The sequence below is a fragment of the Halomonas sp. GXIMD04776 genome (genome assembly GCF_049808615.1).
In the GTDB taxonomy this organism is placed as follows: domain Bacteria; phylum Pseudomonadota; class Gammaproteobacteria; order Pseudomonadales; family Halomonadaceae; genus Modicisalibacter.
Genome location: NZ_JBNCAN010000024.1, coordinates 1 through 19,776, shown reverse-complemented (window position 1 = coordinate 19,776; position 19,776 = coordinate 1). Strand labels below are relative to the sequence as shown.

The following is a 19,776-nucleotide window of genomic DNA, read 5'->3' as shown; positions in this document are numbered from 1 at the left end:
AAATCCCTATAAAATGTCCTTGAGTTGTTGCACCAGTCTTTCCCTGGAAAAATACGACTCAATGATTTTCCGGTTATGCCTGGCAGTGTCGTCGTCTAGCGTCGAAAGGCTCAGATTCTCTACATCGAAAACGTCGACCCCCAGATTTTCAAACATCGACCAGGGAGTGATGTCGCTGCGCATGTATACTTTCTTGCCGAGCCCCAGCAAGGTGATGAGATTGCCCATGGCCTGCTGGCGGCGATGGGCGAAGACCGCAATGTCCACCTCATTCAGTAGTTTCAGATACTCCTCTAGCGGCAGAAAATCGGTAAGCGCGAGGAAGTCATCACCAAAAAGTCTTTTGCCTTCTTCGATGACTTTTGATGCGTACTCTTCATTCCCATAAGAAAGCGGGCAGATAATTTTTGCATTACCGCCAGGCAAAGCCGCCAGACGCTCAAACGCATCGAAATGCTCGTTACTTTTACTCGCCGAGTTACCCACCAGCACCGTAACCTTGGTATTTCTCGAAGGCTCTTCTTTTAGTTTCAAAGGCTTATACAGATTGCTCGGATACACGAAGCTTTCGACATACTCGCCCTTAGCCGCGTACCACTGTCGCACCAGCTCAACATCGCCAGGAATATAGGTTACCAAATGCCCAATATTCTTAATGACCTTGCGGCGGCACCGCTCGATGAATCTTTTTTCCAATGTCGTCTTTTTATTCTTGTAGCTGTATAAATCACCGCCCCACATGACCCAATAGCATCGGCTCAACAGCTTGGGGCTCAATGCAAGTAGCAGCACCACATACTTGTTGAACAACCCATGCAATACTATCTGGTCGTATTGACGCATTCGGAAATATAGCTTGAAAAAGCCGAGCTTACCCCTCTGCTGTTCGGTATCACTGCCTTCACGGTAAGAATAGCGTGGCGTATTTTCTATGAGGTAAAAATGATTGTTCGAGCTGTCGATGTCATCACGCACCAGTTCAATGAACGCGGGAATGAATTTATCCATGTAGCAGACATGAAGTACCCGTTTAGACATTGCCGCGCTCATTGACGATCAAACTTTCGAGATATTGCCCATAGCCGTTTTTCTTGTGCTTGGCAGCCAGTCGCTTTAAATCGTCGCGTGTTAGCCAGCCGCGAAGAAATGCGATCTCCTCCAGGCATGCCACCTTGAGTCCCTGGCGCTGCTCGATGGTTTGTACGAACATACCGGCATCCAGCAGGCTTTCGTGAGTGCCCGTATCAAGCCAGGCGAACCCGCGACCCAATAACTCGACATTCAGATCGCCGCGCTCAAGATAGACTTGGTTGATGCTGGTGATTTCCAGTTCACCGCGATGAGACGGGGCAATCTGCTTGGCAATTGCCACGACATCGTTATCGTAAAAATAAAGCCCTGTCACGGCGAAGTGAGACCTGGGTCTTAGCGGCTTTTCTTCAATGGAAAGGACTCGCAGGTCGGTATCGAACTCAACGACACCAAAACGTTCAGGGTCCTTGACTTGGTAACCAAATATCGTGGCGCCGTGAGGCCGTTCTGCCACCTCGAGCAGCTTGGGTGTGAATCCCTGCCCATAGAAGACATTGTCTCCCAGCACCAGGCAGACCCGATCATCGCCGATAAACTCCTCAGCAATGATAAATGCTTGAGCAAGCCCGTCAGGCTGCGGCTGTATGGCGTAACTCAGCTCAATACCGAACTGATGACCATCGCCAAGCAGGCGCAGGAAACTGTCATTGTCCTCGGGCGTGGTGATGATCAGAATATCGCGGATACCCGCCAACATCAGCACGGAAAGCGGATAGTAGATCATCGGCTTGTCATAGATGGGCAGCAGTTGCTTCGATATGCCCAAGGTGATGGGATAGAGCCGCGTGCCGCTACCACCCGCCAAAACGATACCCTTCATGGCCTGCACTCGCCTGCAGCACCAAGGCGCTCACGCTGATAGGTGTTGTTCAATGCCCTCTCACACCAATCCAGATTGCTCAAGTACCAGCTCACCGTCTTACGAAGCCCGCTTTCAAAGGATTCGGTAGGTATCCAGCCCAATTCCCGCTGAATCTTTCCCGCATCGATGGCATAGCGAAGATCATGGCCGGGCCGATCGCTTACCGAGACAATCAAATCACGGTAGTTCGCAACGCCTACTGGCTTGTCTGGCGCCATCTCTTCCAGTAAATCGCATAGTGCCAGTACCACATCGATATTCCGCTTCTCGTTGTGCCCGCCAATGTTGTAGGTGTCACCGATTTTTCCATTGCTCATTACCAGGCAAAGGGCACGCGCATGGTCGTCCACGTACAGCCAGTCGCGCACCTGTTCGCCTTTTCCATAGATAGGAAGCTCCCTACCTTCCAGGGCATTGAGAATCATCAGCGGGATAAGTTTTTCCGGGAAATGATAGGGACCGTAGTTATTGGAGCAATTGGTCACTACCGCAGGGAAATCATAGGTGCGTTGCCAAGCCCGTACGAGATGGTCAGCGCTCGCCTTACTGGCAGAATATGGCGAACTTGGCCTGTAAGGCGTCGTCTCGACGAACAATCCCTCAGGCCCTTCAAGATCGCCGTATACTTCATCGGTCGATATATGATGGAAACGAAATCCAGCTTTACGCTCGACATCCAGCCCCTGCCAGTAGCTTTTGGCCACATCCAGTAGCGTATAAGTACCCACAATATTGGTTTCAATGAAGGCTGCTGGCCCGTCTATGGAACGATCGACATGACTTTCGGCGGCCAGGTGCATGACGGCATCGGGTCGATGTGTGGCAAACACCCTCTCCAGCGCCTCCCTGCTGCATATGTCTACCTGCTCGAATGTGTAACGACCGCTACCGGATACCGACCGCAACGATTCAAGATTACCGGCATAGGTCAGTTTGTCCACGTTCACGACACGACACTGGGTGTTAGCAATCAGATGTCGAATCACAGCCGACCCGATAAAGCCGGCACCGCCGGTGACGAGAATGGTTTTTATAGCGCTATTCATATAAAACACGATAGGCCTAGGCTCCAGGCGCTGCACTATTGAATTGAAAGGTTTCTGGGTTGTCAGTGACCCGTGTAGCCCATAGCCTATAGTGTCTCTTACGGAGTCAACTTACACTTGCCGGTAGAAGCGAACAGCCACGATGCCCTCTTCCAAGCCACCAAGCCAGCCGCCCGTGGCAGCCATTGCCATACGTCAGGTGGAAAAAAGCACCGGGGCTTCGCGCATCGCGTTCAACCAGATGGCGCTCCTGAGCAGGATGGGCTATAGCGTCGTCGTATTGGCTGAAAAGGCCAATACGGACCTGATCGATGCGCATGGCGCCAACCTCGTTCGACTCCACCGCTGGCCTTTCAAGGGCGCCTTTCGTCGCTTCTGGTTCAATCACCGAGTCCACGCCTGGTGCAAACGCCACCACCCCGCACTGCTGGTTAGTCATGGTGACGCCGAGAGTCACGATGTCATTTATATGCACAACTGTGTCCATCTCGCCAGCAAGCGCATTCATGGCCGCGAGCTACCCAAAGGACATGAAGTCGCCGCCATCCACGACCATGTCTTGAAACAGGATCGATTCCGGCGTGTCGTGACCAATTCGCAGATGATGGCCAACGACTTCAAGACGCGTTACGGCATCGACGATGACAAACTCGAGGTAAGTTATCCAGGTTACGATGCCGAGCAATTCAACCCTGCTAAAGCGAGGAGCGAACGCCACGCCCTGCGGTCAGCGTTGGGCGTCGGTGAAGACGAGTATCTCGTGGGTCTGGTGACGTCCGGCAATTTCAAGAAACGCAATGTGGCCGGATTTGTGAAGATCGCTGCCCTTCTGAATGAGCGCTTACCCAAGCGTTACCGTTTTCTGGTGATAGGCAAGGATGATGCCTGCCTTTATCAGCAACAAACAAAAGAGCTCGGCGTCGATGGCCGCTTTATCTGGCGAACGACCGTGGCGGACGTCGAGCATCTCTATGGTGCCCTTGATCTCTTTGTGCTCCCGGCACATATCGAAGAGTTCGGCTGCGTGGTACTCGAGGCAATGGCCTGTGCCACGCCGGTGATCGTGTCATCCTGGACGGGTGCAGCGGAACTTCTCAAGGGGCAGCAGTACGGAGAACTGGTACTCGATACCTATGATCCCGAAGACTGGGCTCTGCGTATCGAAACGGTATTGAACAACGATCCACAAGCGCTTGGGCATCGACTCGCGCATCTCGCCACCCAGTACTCCCACGAACACCAGTACGCGGCACTCGAAGCCTCTTTCAACTCGTTGATTTTCGATAGCCCCCAAAAAGAATGCAATGCCGGTGTTGTCTAGCGCAGGGTCAGTTTTCGTCGGCGACGGAGTTTGGGCGCCCGTAAGGCCATGCGAATTCGCTGCGAGAGAGGCAAGGACTTCTTCAGTCCCTTCATATCGATGGGCCAAGGGGTTCTTTGCGAATACGATACAAAGAGTTCTTGCAATGGATGAGTACACCCAGGATGCCAAGGCTTCGTCGAGCCAATGAAATGAACGATTTTTGGACGCTCAACGGCCTCTTTCAGCTCGGAAGAATACGGCTGCAAATGGTGATACCCCTTTTCTTGCGCGGCATACGCTGTTGGCTGGAAGTTCCATGCCATAGGAAGCCTCTTCCAATCCTTTGCCAACACGTGATTGAGCGCATCCTGATCAATAAGCTTTAGTGTATCTTTTTTCTCGTTGATGTAAGTCAAAGCCTGCTCATCAACATTTCTGATCGCCCACTTATCCAAATCGACAAGCAAAATCCCTGAATTGAAATAATCCTCTACGCCATTCCGAGTAGCAAGGTTTCTAGGATTACACAAATCCATGACCGCACCAGCGATGCATCCATCCAGAGGCATAGACCACAATTCAGCAAGATCGCCCAGGACCAGCACATCACAATCCAGGTAGACCAATTTTTCAATCGTCTTGGGAAGATAATGATGCATCGTCAAACGTAGTAATGAAGCAGCACCAAAACGGCCCAACTCGAGCCCATTCGAAACAGTTTCGTCTAGCTCGAGAATATCAATGCGGGCACCAGCATCTTCTGCAAGCTTGTACAAACCGGCGTGCGTCTCGTTACTCAAGCCGGTTGTCAGCCAATGAAAGTGAAGCTGATGCGGTGTCGAGCAGTTCGCGATAGCGGAGGCCATCGCAACGGCCCCGTACCTGGCATAGGTTTCATCGGCACAGAAAACGACATCGATCATGAGATCCGCTTATCTCTCGCATCCACATCGAATAGATAAAAGGTCAATCCCATACCACCTAGCAAAATATAGAAATACATGCCTGTTCTAAAAATTAGATAGGATTCGAAAAAATTCACTATCGCAAAAAACACAAAAGCGGAAAGCAACCCCAGGAAAAGAAAATCATGCTTTGCCTTCGACAATTTCACGATGCCTCTAATAATACAAAAGGTAAGCACGGCAAAAATCAGTACGCCTATCAAACCATAGGCCAAGGCAATTTCGATATAGGAATTATGAAAATGACCATACATATCTTTTATCCAGTCTGGAAAAGGCCCCTCATCGATTAAGGGCTTACGGCTCTGAGGCCCCCAGCCGGTCAGCGGTCGCTCGCCAATTTTTTCTAGAGCGTAGGTCCATGTATGTAAGCGATTGCCGATGCTGCTATAAGAAATGTCATCCATATTCCCTTGAATAGCGGAACTGATTACTTGCCTTTCCTCTTCTTCAAACCGCTTCTCAATAAACGGCTTGAATGCTACAGCACCTAATCCTGCTGCAACCATAAAACCTAGTAATATTGCCGTCATCTTGGCTTTAGACAGCTTGAATCGACCCGACTTGAAGCTCGTGTATATCACGATAATTGCTACGCAAAAAAGCGTGACCGGAATCGCTAACCAGACAGCACGTGTCTGAGTGATGATAACCCCGATAATAGAAACAACCGTAATTATTAGCGCCAAGACCGTTTTTGAGTACGACGCCTTTATAAAAACCGAATGCAACAACCAAAAAAAACCTAAAAATAATGAAAGCCCAAAGTAGACCGACGTATGCTGCGCATTCTTATAACTAAAATCAACGCGATAGCCCTTCAACCCTAATTGCCAGTCTAGAATACTGGAGTTGAATACGAGAGAAGCAAAGAAACCTGCACATAAAACGACCAGCAAGTATAAAACCGAACGAGTCGATCCCTTTAGCCACCACGCTATCGCTATGCATAGAAAAAGCTTAGCCATGTGCCGGCCCGCTTTTACTTGGCTATCGGAAAATTCGGGGAAACGCTCAGCAGCAAAAAAATACACGCCTATCTGTAAACCTAAAAAAACTAATAATAGTATGAATATTTTATGTCGCTTAAGGTGTTTGTCAGGTTCCGAAAACCAGGCAATCACAAAGCAGAGAATGAACAGTGATTCTCCGGCACGGGAGATATCCAGATCAATCAGCCAGAAGAACGCATAAATTGAAATTGCCAGCCAGCCGAGCCAATAATTTTTTTGTCGCCAACCGTCTAAATTAATACTGCTAATCATCGAATTTACTGTTCTGTTGCTTTGATTTTTTCTAACATTGATTCTTGAAATTGCTGCAAGCGTGCTGGTGCTCCAAAAAATGTTCAACCACTTTACATGGGAGGAAGTCTTGTAGCCATGCATCGTTAACAACCGGCTTTGGACCTTGCAGACAATGTCGAATTTTTTCAGCGAGCCCTTCTTCGCTATGTTCTGCAATTGCATTTTCAAGATCACCCTTGAGCACTTCGCGAATCCCCCCCGGACAATCCACGGAAATGACCGGGGTGCCACACGCAAGCGCCTCGGTAAGCACAATGCCCATGCCTTCCACGATTGAGCTAAGGACAAACAGTCGCGCATGACGCATCCAAGGGTAAGGATTGTCACGCTGCCCAACAAAAAGCACTTTCTCGGCAACGCCTAGCGATTTGGCTTTCTTCTGCAAGGTCTCTCGCAATGCCCCATCCCCCACGATAACAAGCAGTTCGCGCGGATTCGCAGACGCGTAAGCCCTGAGCAGGAGATCATGATCCTTTTGTGTGACTAAACGTGCCACATTGACGATGTAGGGTTGCGAAGGCAATGCCGGCTCATCTTCCTGCATTCGCTGGCGAATTCTCGCTACAGGGCAAGGATTGACGATGATTGATAACGACGCAGGTCGAACATTCCATTGCTCCAGGCTTAAGCGAATATTATCAGCCACACCTCGTGACACAGCGACAAGATGCTTGCCCGGAAACAGGCATCTGGCAAACAGCTTCTGCTTCCAGGACGTCTCTTGAATCGGCAGATTGTTTTCCATGACGAATCTTGCCCGATCGTCACGGTAGCTCCAGACAAGCTCGAAGGTCCCTAGGCCACGAAATATGATGCGATCAAGACGCCCATGTTGTCGTTCGAATCGCCAAAGCCACGCCTTCAATAAGTACCCCCCTAAAAACCCCGTCCATACGAAATGCGAACGGCGGATCAACGGGTTAAGCAATAGGCGTGAAATCAGCTCTATCAGGAGCCCGAGCCCCGTCAAACGCTGTATCCAGCGTAGAGGAAATACGTGAATCTTTACATCTGGATGCTCGGGAGCCAATCCCTTCTCGCGTTTGCGATACACCATGAGATGACTTTCATGGCCTGCCTCGGCAAAAGCATCGGCCAGATTGACAGCAACACGCTCCATGCCCCCTATTTTGAGACTTCTTACTATTACCAAGGTGCGCAAATCTATTGTCTCTGCTTCATAATCAGCTACTGAGCGTTATCGCGCCCCAAACCCCGTGAAGATCGTCTTGATAGTCTTGAATACGATCAACACATCGAGCCAAAGCGAAAAATGCTTGATGTAGTAAAAGTCATATTGCAACTTCGCGGTCATGCCATCCACTTCTGCCGCATACCCCTGCTCCACTTGCGCCCAGCCAGAAATTCCTGGTCGTACAATATGTCGATAGCTGAAAAAAGGCACGTCTTTCTCATACCATGAAGAAAGTTCCATGGACTCGGGCCTCGGACCAATAAAACTCATCTCTCCTTTGAGCACATTGAGTAGCTGAGGTAATTCATCCAAGCGATATTTGCGTATGATCCTGCCTACTCGCGTAATACGCGGATCATCTTCACCTTCGGTAAAACCAAGTCCTTCTTGGTCACAGTACATGCTGCGAAATTTGTAGACTTTGAAAGGTATTCCCCGATACCCCATACGTGGCTGTATGAATAACGCAGGACCAAGACTATCCAGTTTGATCGCTACGGCACACACGAGCATGACGGGTGCCAGTAATGGGAGCAATAAAAGGGCACCGAAGAAATCCACTATTCGCTTTAGCCCACCATAGAATGATGATGGCAGCAGTGACCCGAATTCGTTCTCGGAGAGGTGATCAATGCGAACCTGGCCAGTAATCGACTCTTTGATCTGTTTGATGTGATAGACCGGTATGTGACTGAGCGTACATTTAGCCAAAAACCTCTCCCATTCTGGGCCAAGTTCTTCTGCACGCAGGTCCGCAACGATTCCATCGAAACGTGTTCCAGTCAGCTCGGGAGCTTTCAAATAGCGCAGCTCAACTTGGTGAATCGGTTTGAGTTTCAGTGCTGCACCCAAAGGTACTACCGCCAATTTTAGTATTCTGTAGCGTCGCCCGATGAAATACCCCGCATAGAACCACATCAAACAAAGCAAATAGCCGCTGAGCATTACTTGGCGAGTATACGCTTCACGAGTAAAAAAGAGGATGGCAACCGAAATTAGAAAGACAGTCGAGACGGTTGGAAAAATATAGGCTGCTACTTGGGCTCCTGGAAAGCGCATCATGCGTCTTAGAGTCAAAACGATAGCAAAAAAAGACAACGCTATCGCAGCGATGGTGTTTCTTCGCACATCCGGCAAGTAGAGCCAGAACTCCCAACCCCAGCGTTCAAGAGAAGGTAAAAAGATGACAAAAGGCAAACCAACCAAAAGCTGAAAGGGTAAGCCCAGCAATAGCTTTTCGTACCACCGAGAATGGCGGCGTTCGAAATTGGTTTTCACGCAGGCTCCGACAGCAAAATTTCGCACCTATTATCAAATATGGTAATAACCGCGGTACCATTCTACAAAGCGGCGAGCACCCTCCTCGACTCCTACCTTGGGATGATAACCGGTTGCTTGATATAGTCCCTCTGTATCCGCCCAGGTCCGCTGCACATCGCCGGGTTGCATTGGCAGGTAGTTACAGTTGGCCTTCTTGCCTGTCGCTGTTTCCACCGCACGAACGAAATCCATTAAGCTAACGGGGCTGCCATGACCGATGTTATACAGCGCATAGGCGGCGTTACTGCCATCCGACGTTGCCATAATTGGATTCCAATCGTTGTTGCGCTGAGGAATGACGTCCATGATACGAACGACACCTTCAACGATGTCATCAATGTACGTAAAGTCACGAGACATGTCGCCGTGGTTATACACGTCAATAGATTTGCCCTCAAGAATATTCTTGGTGAACTTGAACATGGCCATATCTGGCCTCCCCCAAGGGCCATACACGGTGAAGAAACGCAGCCCGGTAGTAGGAATATCGTAAAGATGCGAATAGGTATGCGACATCAGTTCATTGGCCTTCTTTGTCGCTGCATACAGACTGACGGGATGATCGACATTATCTGCTGCCGAAAAGGGTAATTTGGCATTCATGCCATAGATCGAGCTGGATGAGGCGTAGACCAGATGCTTCACCTTGGAATGTCGGCAGCCCTCCAATATGTTCAAGTGCCCGGTCAGATTGGAGTCGGCATACGCATGAGGGTTTTCCAATGAATAACGTACCCCTGCCTGCGCCGCGAGATGGATCACAATATCGAACCGATGCGTATTGAACAGCGTTGCTATGGTATCGCGATCGGACAAATCGATCTTTTCAAAGCGAACGTTATCTAGATCAGCTAAATCATCGAGGCGTGCCTGCTTGAGCGACACATCATAATAATCACTCAGATTATCGATACCGACGATCTGATGCCCTAGGTCAGATAACCTTTTTGCTACCGCATGACCAATGAAACCCGCCATGCCTGTAATCAGTAATTTCATAAAAAATTCTACTGCCTGTTAGCGTGCATATTTGTAAGCCAAGCGTTTAACGAGGCTCGGCGAAAGTCGTAATGCACATTTCAGTATTAAATTACGATGAAAGGTATAAAAGCCAAGAAAGCCAATACTACGTTGGAATTGGAGTAGTTTCGCCTCGTGTTTAAAATACTCCCAACCTCGGCGCTCTACCAATCCAGTCCCTGTTCTCATCTTCAACAATAAATCAGGCAAATTCGCCAAATTATAGCCTTTTTTAATCAGCAATGACCATAAAGCATAATCTTGTCCCTTCCACAACGGGGGGTAGCCACCTACCGCCAATACCACATCTTTTCTAAAAATCGCCAGGGGATGACTCAGAGGTGATCGACTTCTTGCTAATCGGACAATATCACAATGATTCTCAGGCAGGTAACGGATATTGATGACACTATTAAAATTTTCATCCCATTCTTCAAGAATCGCGCTCGATGCAGCAATATCTGGATTGCTTTCCATAAAGGAAACTTGTTTTTCGAAACGCTCAGGCAAGGCTATATCATCCGTGTCCATGCGGGCTACCAACTCATGGCGACACTGCTTTAGCCCCGCATTCAATGCTGCCCCCAAGCCAACGTTTTGCGGTAATTCAACAATGGTCATGACCTCATCTAAACGTTTCGTCCAATCTTGTACTACTGCGTTCAAATCGAATGTTAGAGGGCCATCTTTAACCAGCACAATTTGATTCGGTTTAAGTGCTTGATCATCCCATATACTATTTATAGCCTGGCGAAGGTATTCGGGGTTTTCTCTATGGTAGACGGAAATAAGAACAGAGAAGGTCATTCAACACTCTCTACAACTTCAAAGTACCTCTCTTGATATTGACTTGACATTGCTTTCGCACTAAGAAAGTTATCGACTGTTTCTAAACTTGCCATTGACATCTCATTTCTATTTCTTATTGCCATTTCGTGCAAAGCCTTAACCAGGTTATTCTGGCTACCTAGCTTATAGCCAACACCAATTTTATGATTAAGCGAAAGTATCTCTTGATGCGGTTCAATATCAGAAAGTAAAACTGGCAAGCCGCAAGCCATAGCTTCCAACACAGCGTTGGGCATTCCTTCTGCCTTAGAAGATGAAACGTAATAATCAGCTGCTTTTAAATAATCTGAAACATTCCGCACTCTGCCTGCCATTTGGATGCTATTACAATCAGAAATGAGATCAAGGCATTCCCTTTCCAGCTCGCCTGAACCCAAGAAAACCAGAGTATTTTTCTTACCCATCTCACTGGCTTTCCATGCATTAATGAGTTCTAAGGGATTCTTTCTTGAAGAAATATGACCAGAGCATATCCAAATATTCTCAGTTCCATAAAAACCAAGTTTTTTCTTGAATAGATTTTTTTCGCAACTCATCCGAGAATGATACAGGTCTTGATCAACCCCATTCCGTATCACTGCCAAATTTTTTATAGTAGTATTTTCTCTTATGTTTTGAACTACTGCATTAGAAACGCCTACACACAAATCTACTTTTTCAAGGGCTTTAATATGTTGCTTAGCCATTAAATACCCTAATGATCGTCCATAAGTCATAGGGTAATCAAGTTGTATAAAATTTCTTATAGTCGCAACTTTAGGTAGTGAGTAATCCATTTTTGAAGAAAGTACATCTGCTCGAATCCCTTGAGTGTGCAAAACCTGCGGCCTTATCCTCTTTACCATGCTTTGCAAATTGTTTTTCAAAAACAACGTACCTTTAAAGCGTGAGAGATTAAGCGACTCGACTTCAATACCAAGTTTTTTAAAATCATTCCAGTAGCTATCCGCTGGTTCAGGAGAAAGAGTAACTACTATTGGATCAAAGCAACTGCGATCTAAGTTTTTTACTATATTGTATAATTGACTGGTAGGGCCACAGCGCTTTAGCGTGCTAGCTACATATAAGATCTTATTCATAAAAATCCAGTAATATTTAATAAGCAACAGACAAGGAGTCTAGCCACATGGAAAATCGGCATCAAAGTTTTAAACTAAAAACTTAGTCTTTGATCATACATTATATCAAGCACAACTTGTAAAAATAGCAACTAAAAGTATTTAAACTTTTTAGCCAAGTCGCATTCTTATCTATAAGGCCTGTGCTCTACTTATTTCTACAACATAAAGTCTTTTTATAAGCGGCATTATTTCGCAGATAAATCATCGAATAAATTAAAAACACTAAGGAAAAATCATTGCAAATTCGAAATATGTAGCCCTCACTCGATTAAATAAGGCCCTATATAGGCACTTTCATTTAGTCGTAGTTCGTCAGTTTGAGCAGTAAGTGCTATTAAAAAACTATCAGATCTACCTTTCAATTGATTTTCTACTTTCAGTAAAACGAGAAAATAGAAATTCTAAACGAAAATACCAAAACTTGGTTTTTAATGTAATTCCAAAATAGAATAAAAAAAATAAAATCACCGGGCATCCACTCAGCCAACTGACGTAAAATATAGTATTGTCAAATGAGCGATACCTCAGCATTAGCAAAATTAAGACTGAGCCAGCGCTCCAACCTACATCTCTGTTATGATTAGAGTTATTTATTGGCATTTTGAAATACTGGGCCAGTCAGAATTTTGACGTAAATAAAGTTAAAAGAGAACGCTATAAAACTATTACTTTGGCTATTTTTTCTACGCACACTTCCACAGAAAATCGTTGCGAATACTGTGCGAGAGCATTGCAATCGTGCTCTTCGTTTATTTTTTTATACATCGCTACTGAAAGTGCCTTAACAGATCCATTTGGTACAAGATAAGAGCTATCGAGGTCTTCTAGAATCTCTCTCGGACCGCTTCGACAGTCGAATGCCAAAACAGGGGTTCCACAGGTTAAGGCTTCAACAATTACATTGCCAAAGCCTTCCCAGCGCGAGCTCAACACATAGAGTCTTGCTTTAGAAAAAATAGGATATGGATTATCCAAGAATCCAGGCAAGATAACCTTTTGTTCTAGATTTTTATTCTTTATTTTTTCTTCAAGCTTTTCTCGCTCCGGACCTTCACCCAAAATAATTAGCTTAGGAGATTCATTGCTTTGAAAGGCATTAGCGTATGCGTCAATTAGAAGATCAAAACCTTTTTGATAAACCAAGCGACCGGCAGAAACGATGAAGCCTTGATCATCAAGTCGATCTTCTATATACCTCGGTAACTCTTCTTGCGTACTGTCTATTATGCTGTCTTTGTATATAGGGTTATATATTACTTCTATCTTATTTTTATCCACAGCTTTGTGACTAAGCAAGTAATCCTTGACACCCTCTGATACGGCAATAATCTTATGTGAGAGAGTACAAAAAAGCTTCACTAGCGGCTTTTCCAACCGAGGAAAATACGAATTGGTTATTGCATTTTCTGTACTCAAATCATTGTGCACAGACGTAATGATCTTTGAAACACCCGTTATGCGTCCTGCCATAGCGCTAATCAGATTTGGCCCAGTTAAGCCAGACAAGAGTACTCTAGGACGAATTTTCAATATTTGAAAGACAAATGGGAAGAAAGCAGTTCTCATGCGAACGTTAAGTTTTATTATTTTTACATTTTTAGATACATCACTCTCATAAGAACCGCCCTTCAGGCAGACGAGATAAACCTTGAATCCTTGGTTTGCTAATCCATTTGCGTAATCTACGAATACCCGCTCCGCACCACCATTTCCTAAGGTTGGTATAAAAAGCATTATTTTCATTTTTTTTCTTTAATGTCATTCAAGGCAATACGCAAAATTTCAAGATTTTCAAAACCTATCTTTTTCATTTTTGCGGGTATATTTAGTTTCGAAATGGATTCATCCTCCAACATAGACCTAAGCCAATCTGTTTTCTCCAACTTGCTCCTCTCACGAAAAACAAAATTCTCTAGATCAAGCATCTCAAAAAGATCCCTGCCCTTACTATTCGACATAGGCCATTTCTTAGGCGATTCAAAAAACAGGACCGGGATAGTTTTTTGAATTAAACAAAAAATGGAACCATGGAAGCGATCCGTTACAAAAGCATCCACTTGAGCATGAAGTGCAAGGACTTCTTGAGGGCTGAATCGGGGAGATAATACACGACTTGTATATTGCGTAGAATGACCATTCCAATCCCAGACCTCATAACCGAGCTCATTTAAGGCCTTGTGTGCACATTCAGATAGATCACGTGGTAATGCAACACCGGCCACTGGGCGAGAAGCCGGTTTAAAAGGAGGAGTAACATGTAATAATTTTTCAAGCCCATTCATAAGCGTAGGGTCTGGTATCTTTAGAACAGTGCGTTTGCTACCGACCTTCTTCTCAAGCTCTTTTAAAGTAACCTTATCTCTTACACTAAGTAAATCGAAATCGCGTAGATGACCTATTCTCTCCTCTTGCTCCCGCTTTTGTTTTTCAGTGAGATTACCTAAGGGATCCATTGATGCGGAAATAGAAACTTTCGTGCTTTTCATCTCCCCTGGCAAAAAATATAAATTGCTTCCTTCAGGGGAGTAGCTTCCATGCCTTAATTCCCATACCGTGTCGCTACCAACGAAAATCATGTCGTAGTTGCGTTTCTTGAGCCAAGTCATCGCTTTTGGAGAAGAGTTGGTTATACAGGCTTCTTTAGATATCGGCAGACAACATTTTACAAAATTATCTAGTGTTTTTTTCTTTTCCAAATGGCGCTTATTGATACGCAGTGGTCGCAACCCTACATATTTTCTGAGCTCCATAAATTGCATTTTTCTTGCTTGATAATCAATCACCTCTACTTGAGCATCAGGGTAAAGCTTTTTAGCGATTTCTACGACACACCATGCTTGAATAACTGATCCCAAGTTTACAACCCGGTGATAAGTTAAAACTCCTATCTTCAAAACACACCTCTGGGTTTGAAAGTTTCATACGAATCAACCATTGCCGTCCAAAATGGCTCACTCAGATGCTATATTAACCACTATACTGTACGCAGATGTTAAATCCTCGGCCATATTTTCAGGTATTAGATGTGCTGCAGAGTTGCTAACAGTTAGCAATGGATAACGCCCTTTGATCCCTGTCCATTGATCACGTGATACATTGGGCCAATCGATTTCTTTTCCGTAGACTTCATTGGCTTCCACAAAATTCCCGGTGCCTTTCCTGCTACCCCCTATCCCATACTCAAAGAAGATAGAATCCGGATGATCTATCCATATATCAGGTAGCAATTTGCATTGTCTAGTGTCCTGATGAGAATCTCGATACGGCCTTGCCGACAAGCAATATTCTTGAGCAACATTGCTTTTATTAAACTCTTCGATGATGTTTTTAACTATTTCTTTTCTTTCCTTTTCACTTTTGGCAACACCACCAAATCGCTCATCGTTTATATAGATTCCAGACACATAGCGCATTCCAAATGCATGGCTTTTGCTGAAATCGATTGGCTGTGAAACTATGGCGTCCTTGATCTTTGGCGCGGAGCCGGATACCTTCTTCAGTAAAAAATCAGGAACAGTCTTTTTGATTACAGCCTTGAGTTGATTGCGAATCATCATGTTACTTGCAGCACGATCCGTTTGCCACCCATGGGATTTTAAGAAGGCCCCAACATCTATCATCTGCTTGTAAGGTGACTGTCCATGGTCAGAGACCACCACCGTGTGCTTAGGTTTAATAGTATCGGTGAGTCTGCGCAACTGTTCATCGAAATGCTGATACAACTCTGCGATGTCTTTCTGCAGCTTGCTCCATTTTTCTTGTGGCTGGTCGATCATCTTTTCGATCTCGCTCATAGCAAGATATTGAATACGCGTGGTACCCATGAACGCAATGAACCCAATATCCACTGCATACTTTTCATTCAAGCTGCAGTATGATCTAACACGGCGTTCTGTCATTAGCCTCAGGCGTCGGATAAAGGATTCTTGATCGCGTATTCCAGATGCCACATAACGTGTGTCGAATATATACTCCTGAGCTTCTAAGATTGTCGCTACTTCTGAGGGGCTACAGGCTTCAGAAGGTATTCCTTCTTTCTTACCCAACCCAGCACCTGCCCCAGAAACAAAAAAACCATCTACTTCAGGCGCCGGGGAGGTCGTCGGGATATTCATGAAGCCAACCCGCAAGCCCATTTCGTTCAATTTCTGCCAAAGAGGAATAGCACCAGCGGTTGCATAATCATTCAGGCGAAAAGATTGCGTTGCCTTACACTCCTTTTCGTCACTTAGTACCGGTTTAGTATAGAAGGCGCCAGTTTCTTTGCCGGATTTTCCGCTAAGGATCTTCGCCCACCCGCGCTCCCAGAGATCTTCTTCTACAGGAACACAAGTAGAACCTTTGACGAGACTCTGTAAAAATGGCATAGGCATTTCATTAATAATTCGGTAATCACCGCCATCTATACCAATTATCAGCAACTTCATTTATTTACCTCATAATTTAAATCGAAATGCCAAACTATATATTCCTGTCTTTTTCCACAATTTAATGCAGAGAAGAACATTCCATACCGCGGTGGTAATCATTGTTGCTATCGCAGCGCCGACCATGCCAAGAAAAGGGATTAAGATAAGATTGAATACAACGTTGAGGATGGCAGCAACTACGACACCCCGAACGGTATCTTTCTCATTGCCTGTCATGTTCAACAAAAGAACTACGGAACCTAATCCTGCATTTATTAGCTGGCCAACACACAAAATGGCCAATGGAGGGTATGCGTCAACAAACTCGTTCCCGAAGACCTGTAGTAAAAAAAATTCGCCAAATACAATAAATACTGCTGCCACTGGCAACGCAGTTGCAAGGATTATTTGAGCGCTTAACGTTATCATCTTTTGAAGCTGAACACTGTTTCCTTGCTTATATAGCCGTGTGACGTACGGTGCTAATACCATATTGATGGAAGTTAACGCGAATGCTACCAGGAGGCTTCCTTGAGCGGCTACTTTATACAAACCGACTTCCTCACTTCCGCCCAAGAACCCAAGCATTAGAATATCTGTTTGCCTATTGATTACCTGCATGCCAGCAATCAATGCAAATGGCAAAGCGCTGCCAATCCATCTCTTTGTCTCATAGCTAGCATCTACGGACTTAACTTCAATTGGAATTTTTTTTTGCAGCATGATGCTGCCAATAACGAAGGTGGTAAATGAGGCTATTACATTCAGCATCATTGCGCTGGTTGATTGCAATGCTCCATAATACCCTGCTATGAGGACCAGCAACAGAAATAGTCCAGGACGTATTACCATTTCTGGAAGCTGACCTAAAATCACTGATCGAATACCACGCAATACCGCCCCACGTATATTGCCCAAGGCAATAAAAGGAATCAGCAAGGCCGCCCAAGAAAATACTTGTATACTTAAACTATCAACATTCGAGTTACCATATAAAAATAACCATAAAATTAAAACCGTGAATATAATTGTTGTGACGATAACAACTGACTGATTTGCCCTTTGGAGAATCCCTTTGAAGAGCTCCCATTTATTATCCAGTTGGAAGCCCGCAATTTCCCTGACTATCAACTGAGGAATTCCTAGCTGCACCGGCACGGCCAAGAGGGTTGCTATAGAGTATGCAAACGCATATATACCATATCCATCTGGACCTAGTGAGCGAGCTAGAACAATGCTTATAAGAAGTACTACAAGAACATTGAACACCTTAAGTAGCACACTAGATCCGCTTGTCTTTAAAATATTCAATTTTGAATTTTTATTACCAAACAAAGTAAACTCGTGCCTTGAAGTATTTACATGGGAAATTTAAGTTTTTTGAAAGCATCTTGGTCGAAGTGCTTCCCAGACAGCGAGAGCATTTGCCTGGGAAAGCGCTTTAAGAAATCTATACCGTGAGAGTATTAGCCGAGCAGGTCTCATCCAGGGAGACTTTTTTCTACTTGCGCCGAATTTCACCCTTGAACTCTTTCTCCCTTTCAGACAATTCAAGGCAAGATACTGAACCTTAGCGAGTTTTTCTGCTGCCTGATTGATGGAAAAATAGACCAAGACATCGGCATCAAAAAATATTATTATTCGTCTCGTCGGCTATCTTATCTATATCGACGCTTGATGAGACGGTAGGAAGTTTCTCCTTTTATTTTTTGCAAATATCCATTTTGTTCGGCTTTTACTTCTTCCTCTACTAAGTGACTATTCGAAATTAATCACGTGATCAGTTCCGTAGCCATCGAGCAAGCGGCACACCTCATCACAGAGTCGGTCAAACGAGAGGTACGCACTCAGTGGCAGCCAGGCGTACTTCATCTGCCGCCACAGAATCTCGATCAGGTTCAACTCGGGCGAATAAGCCGATAGATAGATCAGGTGCACACGATGCGACATCCATTCCACCATCTTCCGCCTGAAGGTTTTGGAGCGATGCATGCTGGCATTGTCGAGCACCACGACGGCGAAGGTATCCGGGTCTTTCTGGACCACAAACTGGTCGAACGCTTCGATGACCGTCTCGGTGGTTACCGGTTCGGTGGTGGTGTGGGAGACCAGTTTCCCGGCTCGGCTGAGGAACCCCAGTACGTTCAGCCTTCTGCTATGTGAGTACGCGGTCACCTCGCAGGGCTTGCCGATGGGGCTCCACGCGTAGGGCACCGACGATGATTGAGAAAATCCTGATTCATCAAAGTAATAGAGCTCGTGCTCGCCCTGATCTTCCCGCTGGTGAAGCGCCTTGAGAAGGCCCTGCGTGTTGCGGAAATCCGTTTCGTCACGCCATGCTTTCAGTGAATGCCGAATGCGCTTGAAGCTAAAGCAATTTTTTTTTCAATGCCCGGCGAAGGGTCACCGTGCTGACGGTCTTACCGGTCGCTTCTTGCAGCCGAGCTTGCAAGGATCGAATCTGATGAGGCTGCTCGGCAACCAGTTCCTGCAGTCGCTGGTAGTCGTGCTCATCCAGGATCGGCGTGCGGCCACTGCGGGGCTTGTCGATCAGCCCGTCGAGGCCCGACGCTTCCCACTGCTTGAGCCACCGTGATACGGCATCGCGCCGAACTTGTAGTATTTCACTGATCTGATTGATGGTATGGCCTTGATCACTCAGCAGGACAGCGTGCGCACGGCGACGTAGGGCGCACTTCTCACCTTGGTGATAGGCGGAGGTCAGCATCTGCTGTTCCGAGTCAGTGAGAGGGGTAACGAAGCGCCTTGCCATGGTGCCGTCCGCGTCAGGGATCTTGACATGAATCTTACGCGAAAACTTTAGATCAGGCACTTAGAATGATCACTTTCGCATGCTTATTTATTAGCTTATCTTAATTTTCGAGCTTCAGATATCGGCTGGTGATATTGGTATCGAATTCAACGGCATACATGTCACGATCCTCGTATTATATATATCGCTATAATACTCAAAGTAGCACTCTCACGTATATACAGGTAGCCACGGTGTTAAAGCCCCATAGTTCGAGCTAAGCTAAATAAAATGGGGTTAGCCAGTATCTTTCAGGCTACCGCGAACCAAACTTGCAAACTGCATGAAGAAAACACCCATGATCGCTAGCGTTCCACCCAGCACTATTCCCAGCGCCAGAATCAATTTACTGCTCGTACCGGTAGGGTCAAGACTCTGCACCGACGTCTGGCTGATTTTACCCTCGCTAAGATCGGCAAGCGATGCTTCCAGCTCAGCAATGCGCTGCATGGTTCCCGCAACGACTTCTGCCGCA

The 19,776-nt window shown here is 46.0% G+C and carries 16 protein-coding genes and 1 pseudogene; 1 reads left to right on the top strand and 16 read right to left on the bottom strand.

The window, feature by feature from the left end:
- Positions 1-6: 6 nt before the first annotated feature.
- From ACPF7Z_RS15465 to rfbB, 3 genes are read right to left on the bottom strand one after another with little or no spacing between them, the layout of a single operon-like run.
- Positions 7-1,038 carry a TDP-N-acetylfucosamine:lipid II N-acetylfucosaminyltransferase gene (locus ACPF7Z_RS15465; RefSeq protein ID WP_425194153.1) on the bottom strand — a complete coding sequence of 344 codons (1,032 nt, stop codon included), beginning with the start codon at positions 1,036-1,038 and terminating at the stop codon, positions 7-9.
- Positions 1,031-1,912, bottom strand: coding sequence for a glucose-1-phosphate thymidylyltransferase RfbA (gene rfbA, locus ACPF7Z_RS15460; RefSeq protein ID WP_425194152.1), 882 nt, complete (start codon positions 1,910-1,912; stop codon positions 1,031-1,033). The genes ACPF7Z_RS15465 and rfbA overlap by 8 nt, the downstream gene beginning before the upstream one ends.
- The gene (gene rfbB / locus ACPF7Z_RS15455) at positions 1,909-3,000 is read right to left on the bottom strand and encodes a dTDP-glucose 4,6-dehydratase (protein WP_425194206.1); all 1,092 of its coding nucleotides are present in this window, start codon (positions 2,998-3,000) and stop codon (positions 1,909-1,911) included. The genes rfbA and rfbB overlap by 4 nt, the downstream gene beginning before the upstream one ends.
- A gap of 142 nt (positions 3,001-3,142) precedes the next feature.
- Here rfbB and ACPF7Z_RS15450 point away from each other — a divergent pair, with 142 nt between their 5' ends.
- Entirely contained in the window at positions 3,143-4,321 is a 1,179-nt protein-coding gene (locus ACPF7Z_RS15450; RefSeq protein ID WP_425194151.1) for a glycosyltransferase family 4 protein, read from the top strand.
- Here the strand turns inward: ACPF7Z_RS15450 and ACPF7Z_RS15445 are convergent.
- The 13 genes and pseudogenes from ACPF7Z_RS15445 to ACPF7Z_RS15385 form a co-directional block, all read right to left on the bottom strand.
- On the bottom strand, positions 4,318-5,226 hold the full coding sequence (locus ACPF7Z_RS15445) for a glycosyltransferase family 8 protein (protein ID WP_425194150.1): 909 nt from the start codon (positions 5,224-5,226) through the stop codon (positions 4,318-4,320). The two genes, ACPF7Z_RS15450 and ACPF7Z_RS15445, sit on opposite strands and share 4 nt — an antisense overlap.
- Positions 5,223-6,656, bottom strand: a complete 1,434-nt coding sequence (locus ACPF7Z_RS15440; RefSeq protein WP_425194149.1) for an O-antigen ligase family protein — start codon at positions 6,654-6,656, stop codon at positions 5,223-5,225. The genes ACPF7Z_RS15445 and ACPF7Z_RS15440 overlap by 4 nt, the downstream gene beginning before the upstream one ends.
- Complete coding sequence (locus tag ACPF7Z_RS15435) at positions 6,565-7,737, bottom strand: glycosyltransferase (protein WP_425194148.1); 1,173 nt, start codon at positions 7,735-7,737, stop codon at positions 6,565-6,567. The genes ACPF7Z_RS15440 and ACPF7Z_RS15435 overlap by 92 nt, the downstream gene beginning before the upstream one ends.
- 36 nt (positions 7,738-7,773) lie before the next feature.
- The gene (locus ACPF7Z_RS15430; RefSeq protein ID WP_425194147.1) at positions 7,774-9,048 is read right to left on the bottom strand and encodes an exopolysaccharide biosynthesis polyprenyl glycosylphosphotransferase; all 1,275 of its coding nucleotides are present in this window, start codon (positions 9,046-9,048) and stop codon (positions 7,774-7,776) included.
- A 33-nt stretch (positions 9,049-9,081) separates the two neighbouring features.
- Positions 9,082-10,089, bottom strand: coding sequence for an NAD-dependent epimerase (locus ACPF7Z_RS15425; RefSeq protein ID WP_425194146.1), 1,008 nt, complete (start codon positions 10,087-10,089; stop codon positions 9,082-9,084).
- 18 nt (positions 10,090-10,107) lie between these two features.
- Positions 10,108-10,917 (bottom strand): glycosyltransferase, encoded by an 810-nt coding sequence (locus ACPF7Z_RS15420; RefSeq protein ID WP_425194145.1) that lies wholly within the window; start codon positions 10,915-10,917, stop codon positions 10,108-10,110.
- Entirely contained in the window at positions 10,914-12,038 is a 1,125-nt protein-coding gene (locus ACPF7Z_RS15415) for a glycosyltransferase (protein ID WP_425194144.1), read from the bottom strand. Before ACPF7Z_RS15415 ends, ACPF7Z_RS15420 begins: the two co-directional genes overlap by 4 nt.
- Before the next feature lie 696 nt (positions 12,039-12,734).
- Entirely contained in the window at positions 12,735-13,823 is a 1,089-nt protein-coding gene (locus ACPF7Z_RS15410) for a glycosyltransferase (RefSeq protein ID WP_425194143.1), read from the bottom strand.
- On the bottom strand, positions 13,820-14,974 hold the full coding sequence (locus tag ACPF7Z_RS15405) for a polysaccharide pyruvyl transferase family protein (RefSeq protein WP_425194142.1): 1,155 nt from the start codon (positions 14,972-14,974) through the stop codon (positions 13,820-13,822). Before ACPF7Z_RS15405 ends, ACPF7Z_RS15410 begins: the two co-directional genes overlap by 4 nt.
- A 57-nt stretch (positions 14,975-15,031) precedes the next feature.
- On the bottom strand, positions 15,032-16,507 hold the full coding sequence (locus tag ACPF7Z_RS15400; protein WP_425194141.1) for an alkaline phosphatase family protein: 1,476 nt from the start codon (positions 16,505-16,507) through the stop codon (positions 15,032-15,034).
- A 9-nt stretch (positions 16,508-16,516) separates the two neighbouring features.
- On the bottom strand, positions 16,517-17,824 hold the full coding sequence (locus ACPF7Z_RS15395) for a flippase (protein ID WP_425194140.1): 1,308 nt from the start codon (positions 17,822-17,824) through the stop codon (positions 16,517-16,519).
- 423 nt (positions 17,825-18,247) lie between these two features.
- Positions 18,248-19,262, bottom strand: a protein-coding gene (locus tag ACPF7Z_RS15390) for an IS630 family transposase (RefSeq protein WP_425194139.1) whose coding sequence is annotated in 2 segments (ribosomal slippage) — positions 18,248-18,874 and positions 18,876-19,262 — 1,014 coding nt in all. Because the reading frame shifts where the segments join, the coding sequence is not laid out codon by codon here.
- Between the two features lie 276 nt (positions 19,263-19,538).
- Positions 19,539-19,776: pseudogene (locus ACPF7Z_RS15385) on the bottom strand (lipopolysaccharide biosynthesis protein); the annotation flags it as partial.

Bases quoted from the DNA above. Each gene is read 5' to 3' on its own strand.
- ACPF7Z_RS15465 (WP_425194153.1), bottom strand. From the start codon at position 1,038: ATGTCTAAACGGGTACTTCATGTCTGCTACATGGATAAATTCATTCCC.
- rfbA (WP_425194152.1), bottom strand. From the start codon at position 1,912: ATGAAGGGTATCGTTTTGGCGGGTGGTAGCGGCACGCGGCTCTATCCC.
- rfbB (WP_425194206.1), bottom strand. From the start codon at position 3,000: ATGAATAGCGCTATAAAAACCATTCTCGTCACCGGCGGTGCCGGCTTT.
- ACPF7Z_RS15450 (WP_425194151.1), top strand. From the start codon at position 3,143: ATGCCCTCTTCCAAGCCACCAAGCCAGCCGCCCGTGGCAGCCATTGCC.
- ACPF7Z_RS15445 (WP_425194150.1), bottom strand. From the start codon at position 5,226: ATGATCGATGTCGTTTTCTGTGCCGATGAAACCTATGCCAGGTACGGG.
- ACPF7Z_RS15440 (WP_425194149.1), bottom strand. From the start codon at position 6,656: ATGCATGGCTACAAGACTTCCTCCCATGTAAAGTGGTTGAACATTTTT.
- ACPF7Z_RS15425 (WP_425194146.1), bottom strand. From the start codon at position 10,089: ATGAAATTACTGATTACAGGCATGGCGGGTTTCATTGGTCATGCGGTA.
- ACPF7Z_RS15420 (WP_425194145.1), bottom strand. From the start codon at position 10,917: ATGACCTTCTCTGTTCTTATTTCCGTCTACCATAGAGAAAACCCCGAA.
- ACPF7Z_RS15415 (WP_425194144.1), bottom strand. From the start codon at position 12,038: ATGAATAAGATCTTATATGTAGCTAGCACGCTAAAGCGCTGTGGCCCT.
- ACPF7Z_RS15410 (WP_425194143.1), bottom strand. From the start codon at position 13,823: ATGAAAATAATGCTTTTTATACCAACCTTAGGAAATGGTGGTGCGGAG.
- ACPF7Z_RS15400 (WP_425194141.1), bottom strand. From the start codon at position 16,507: ATGAAGTTGCTGATAATTGGTATAGATGGCGGTGATTACCGAATTATT.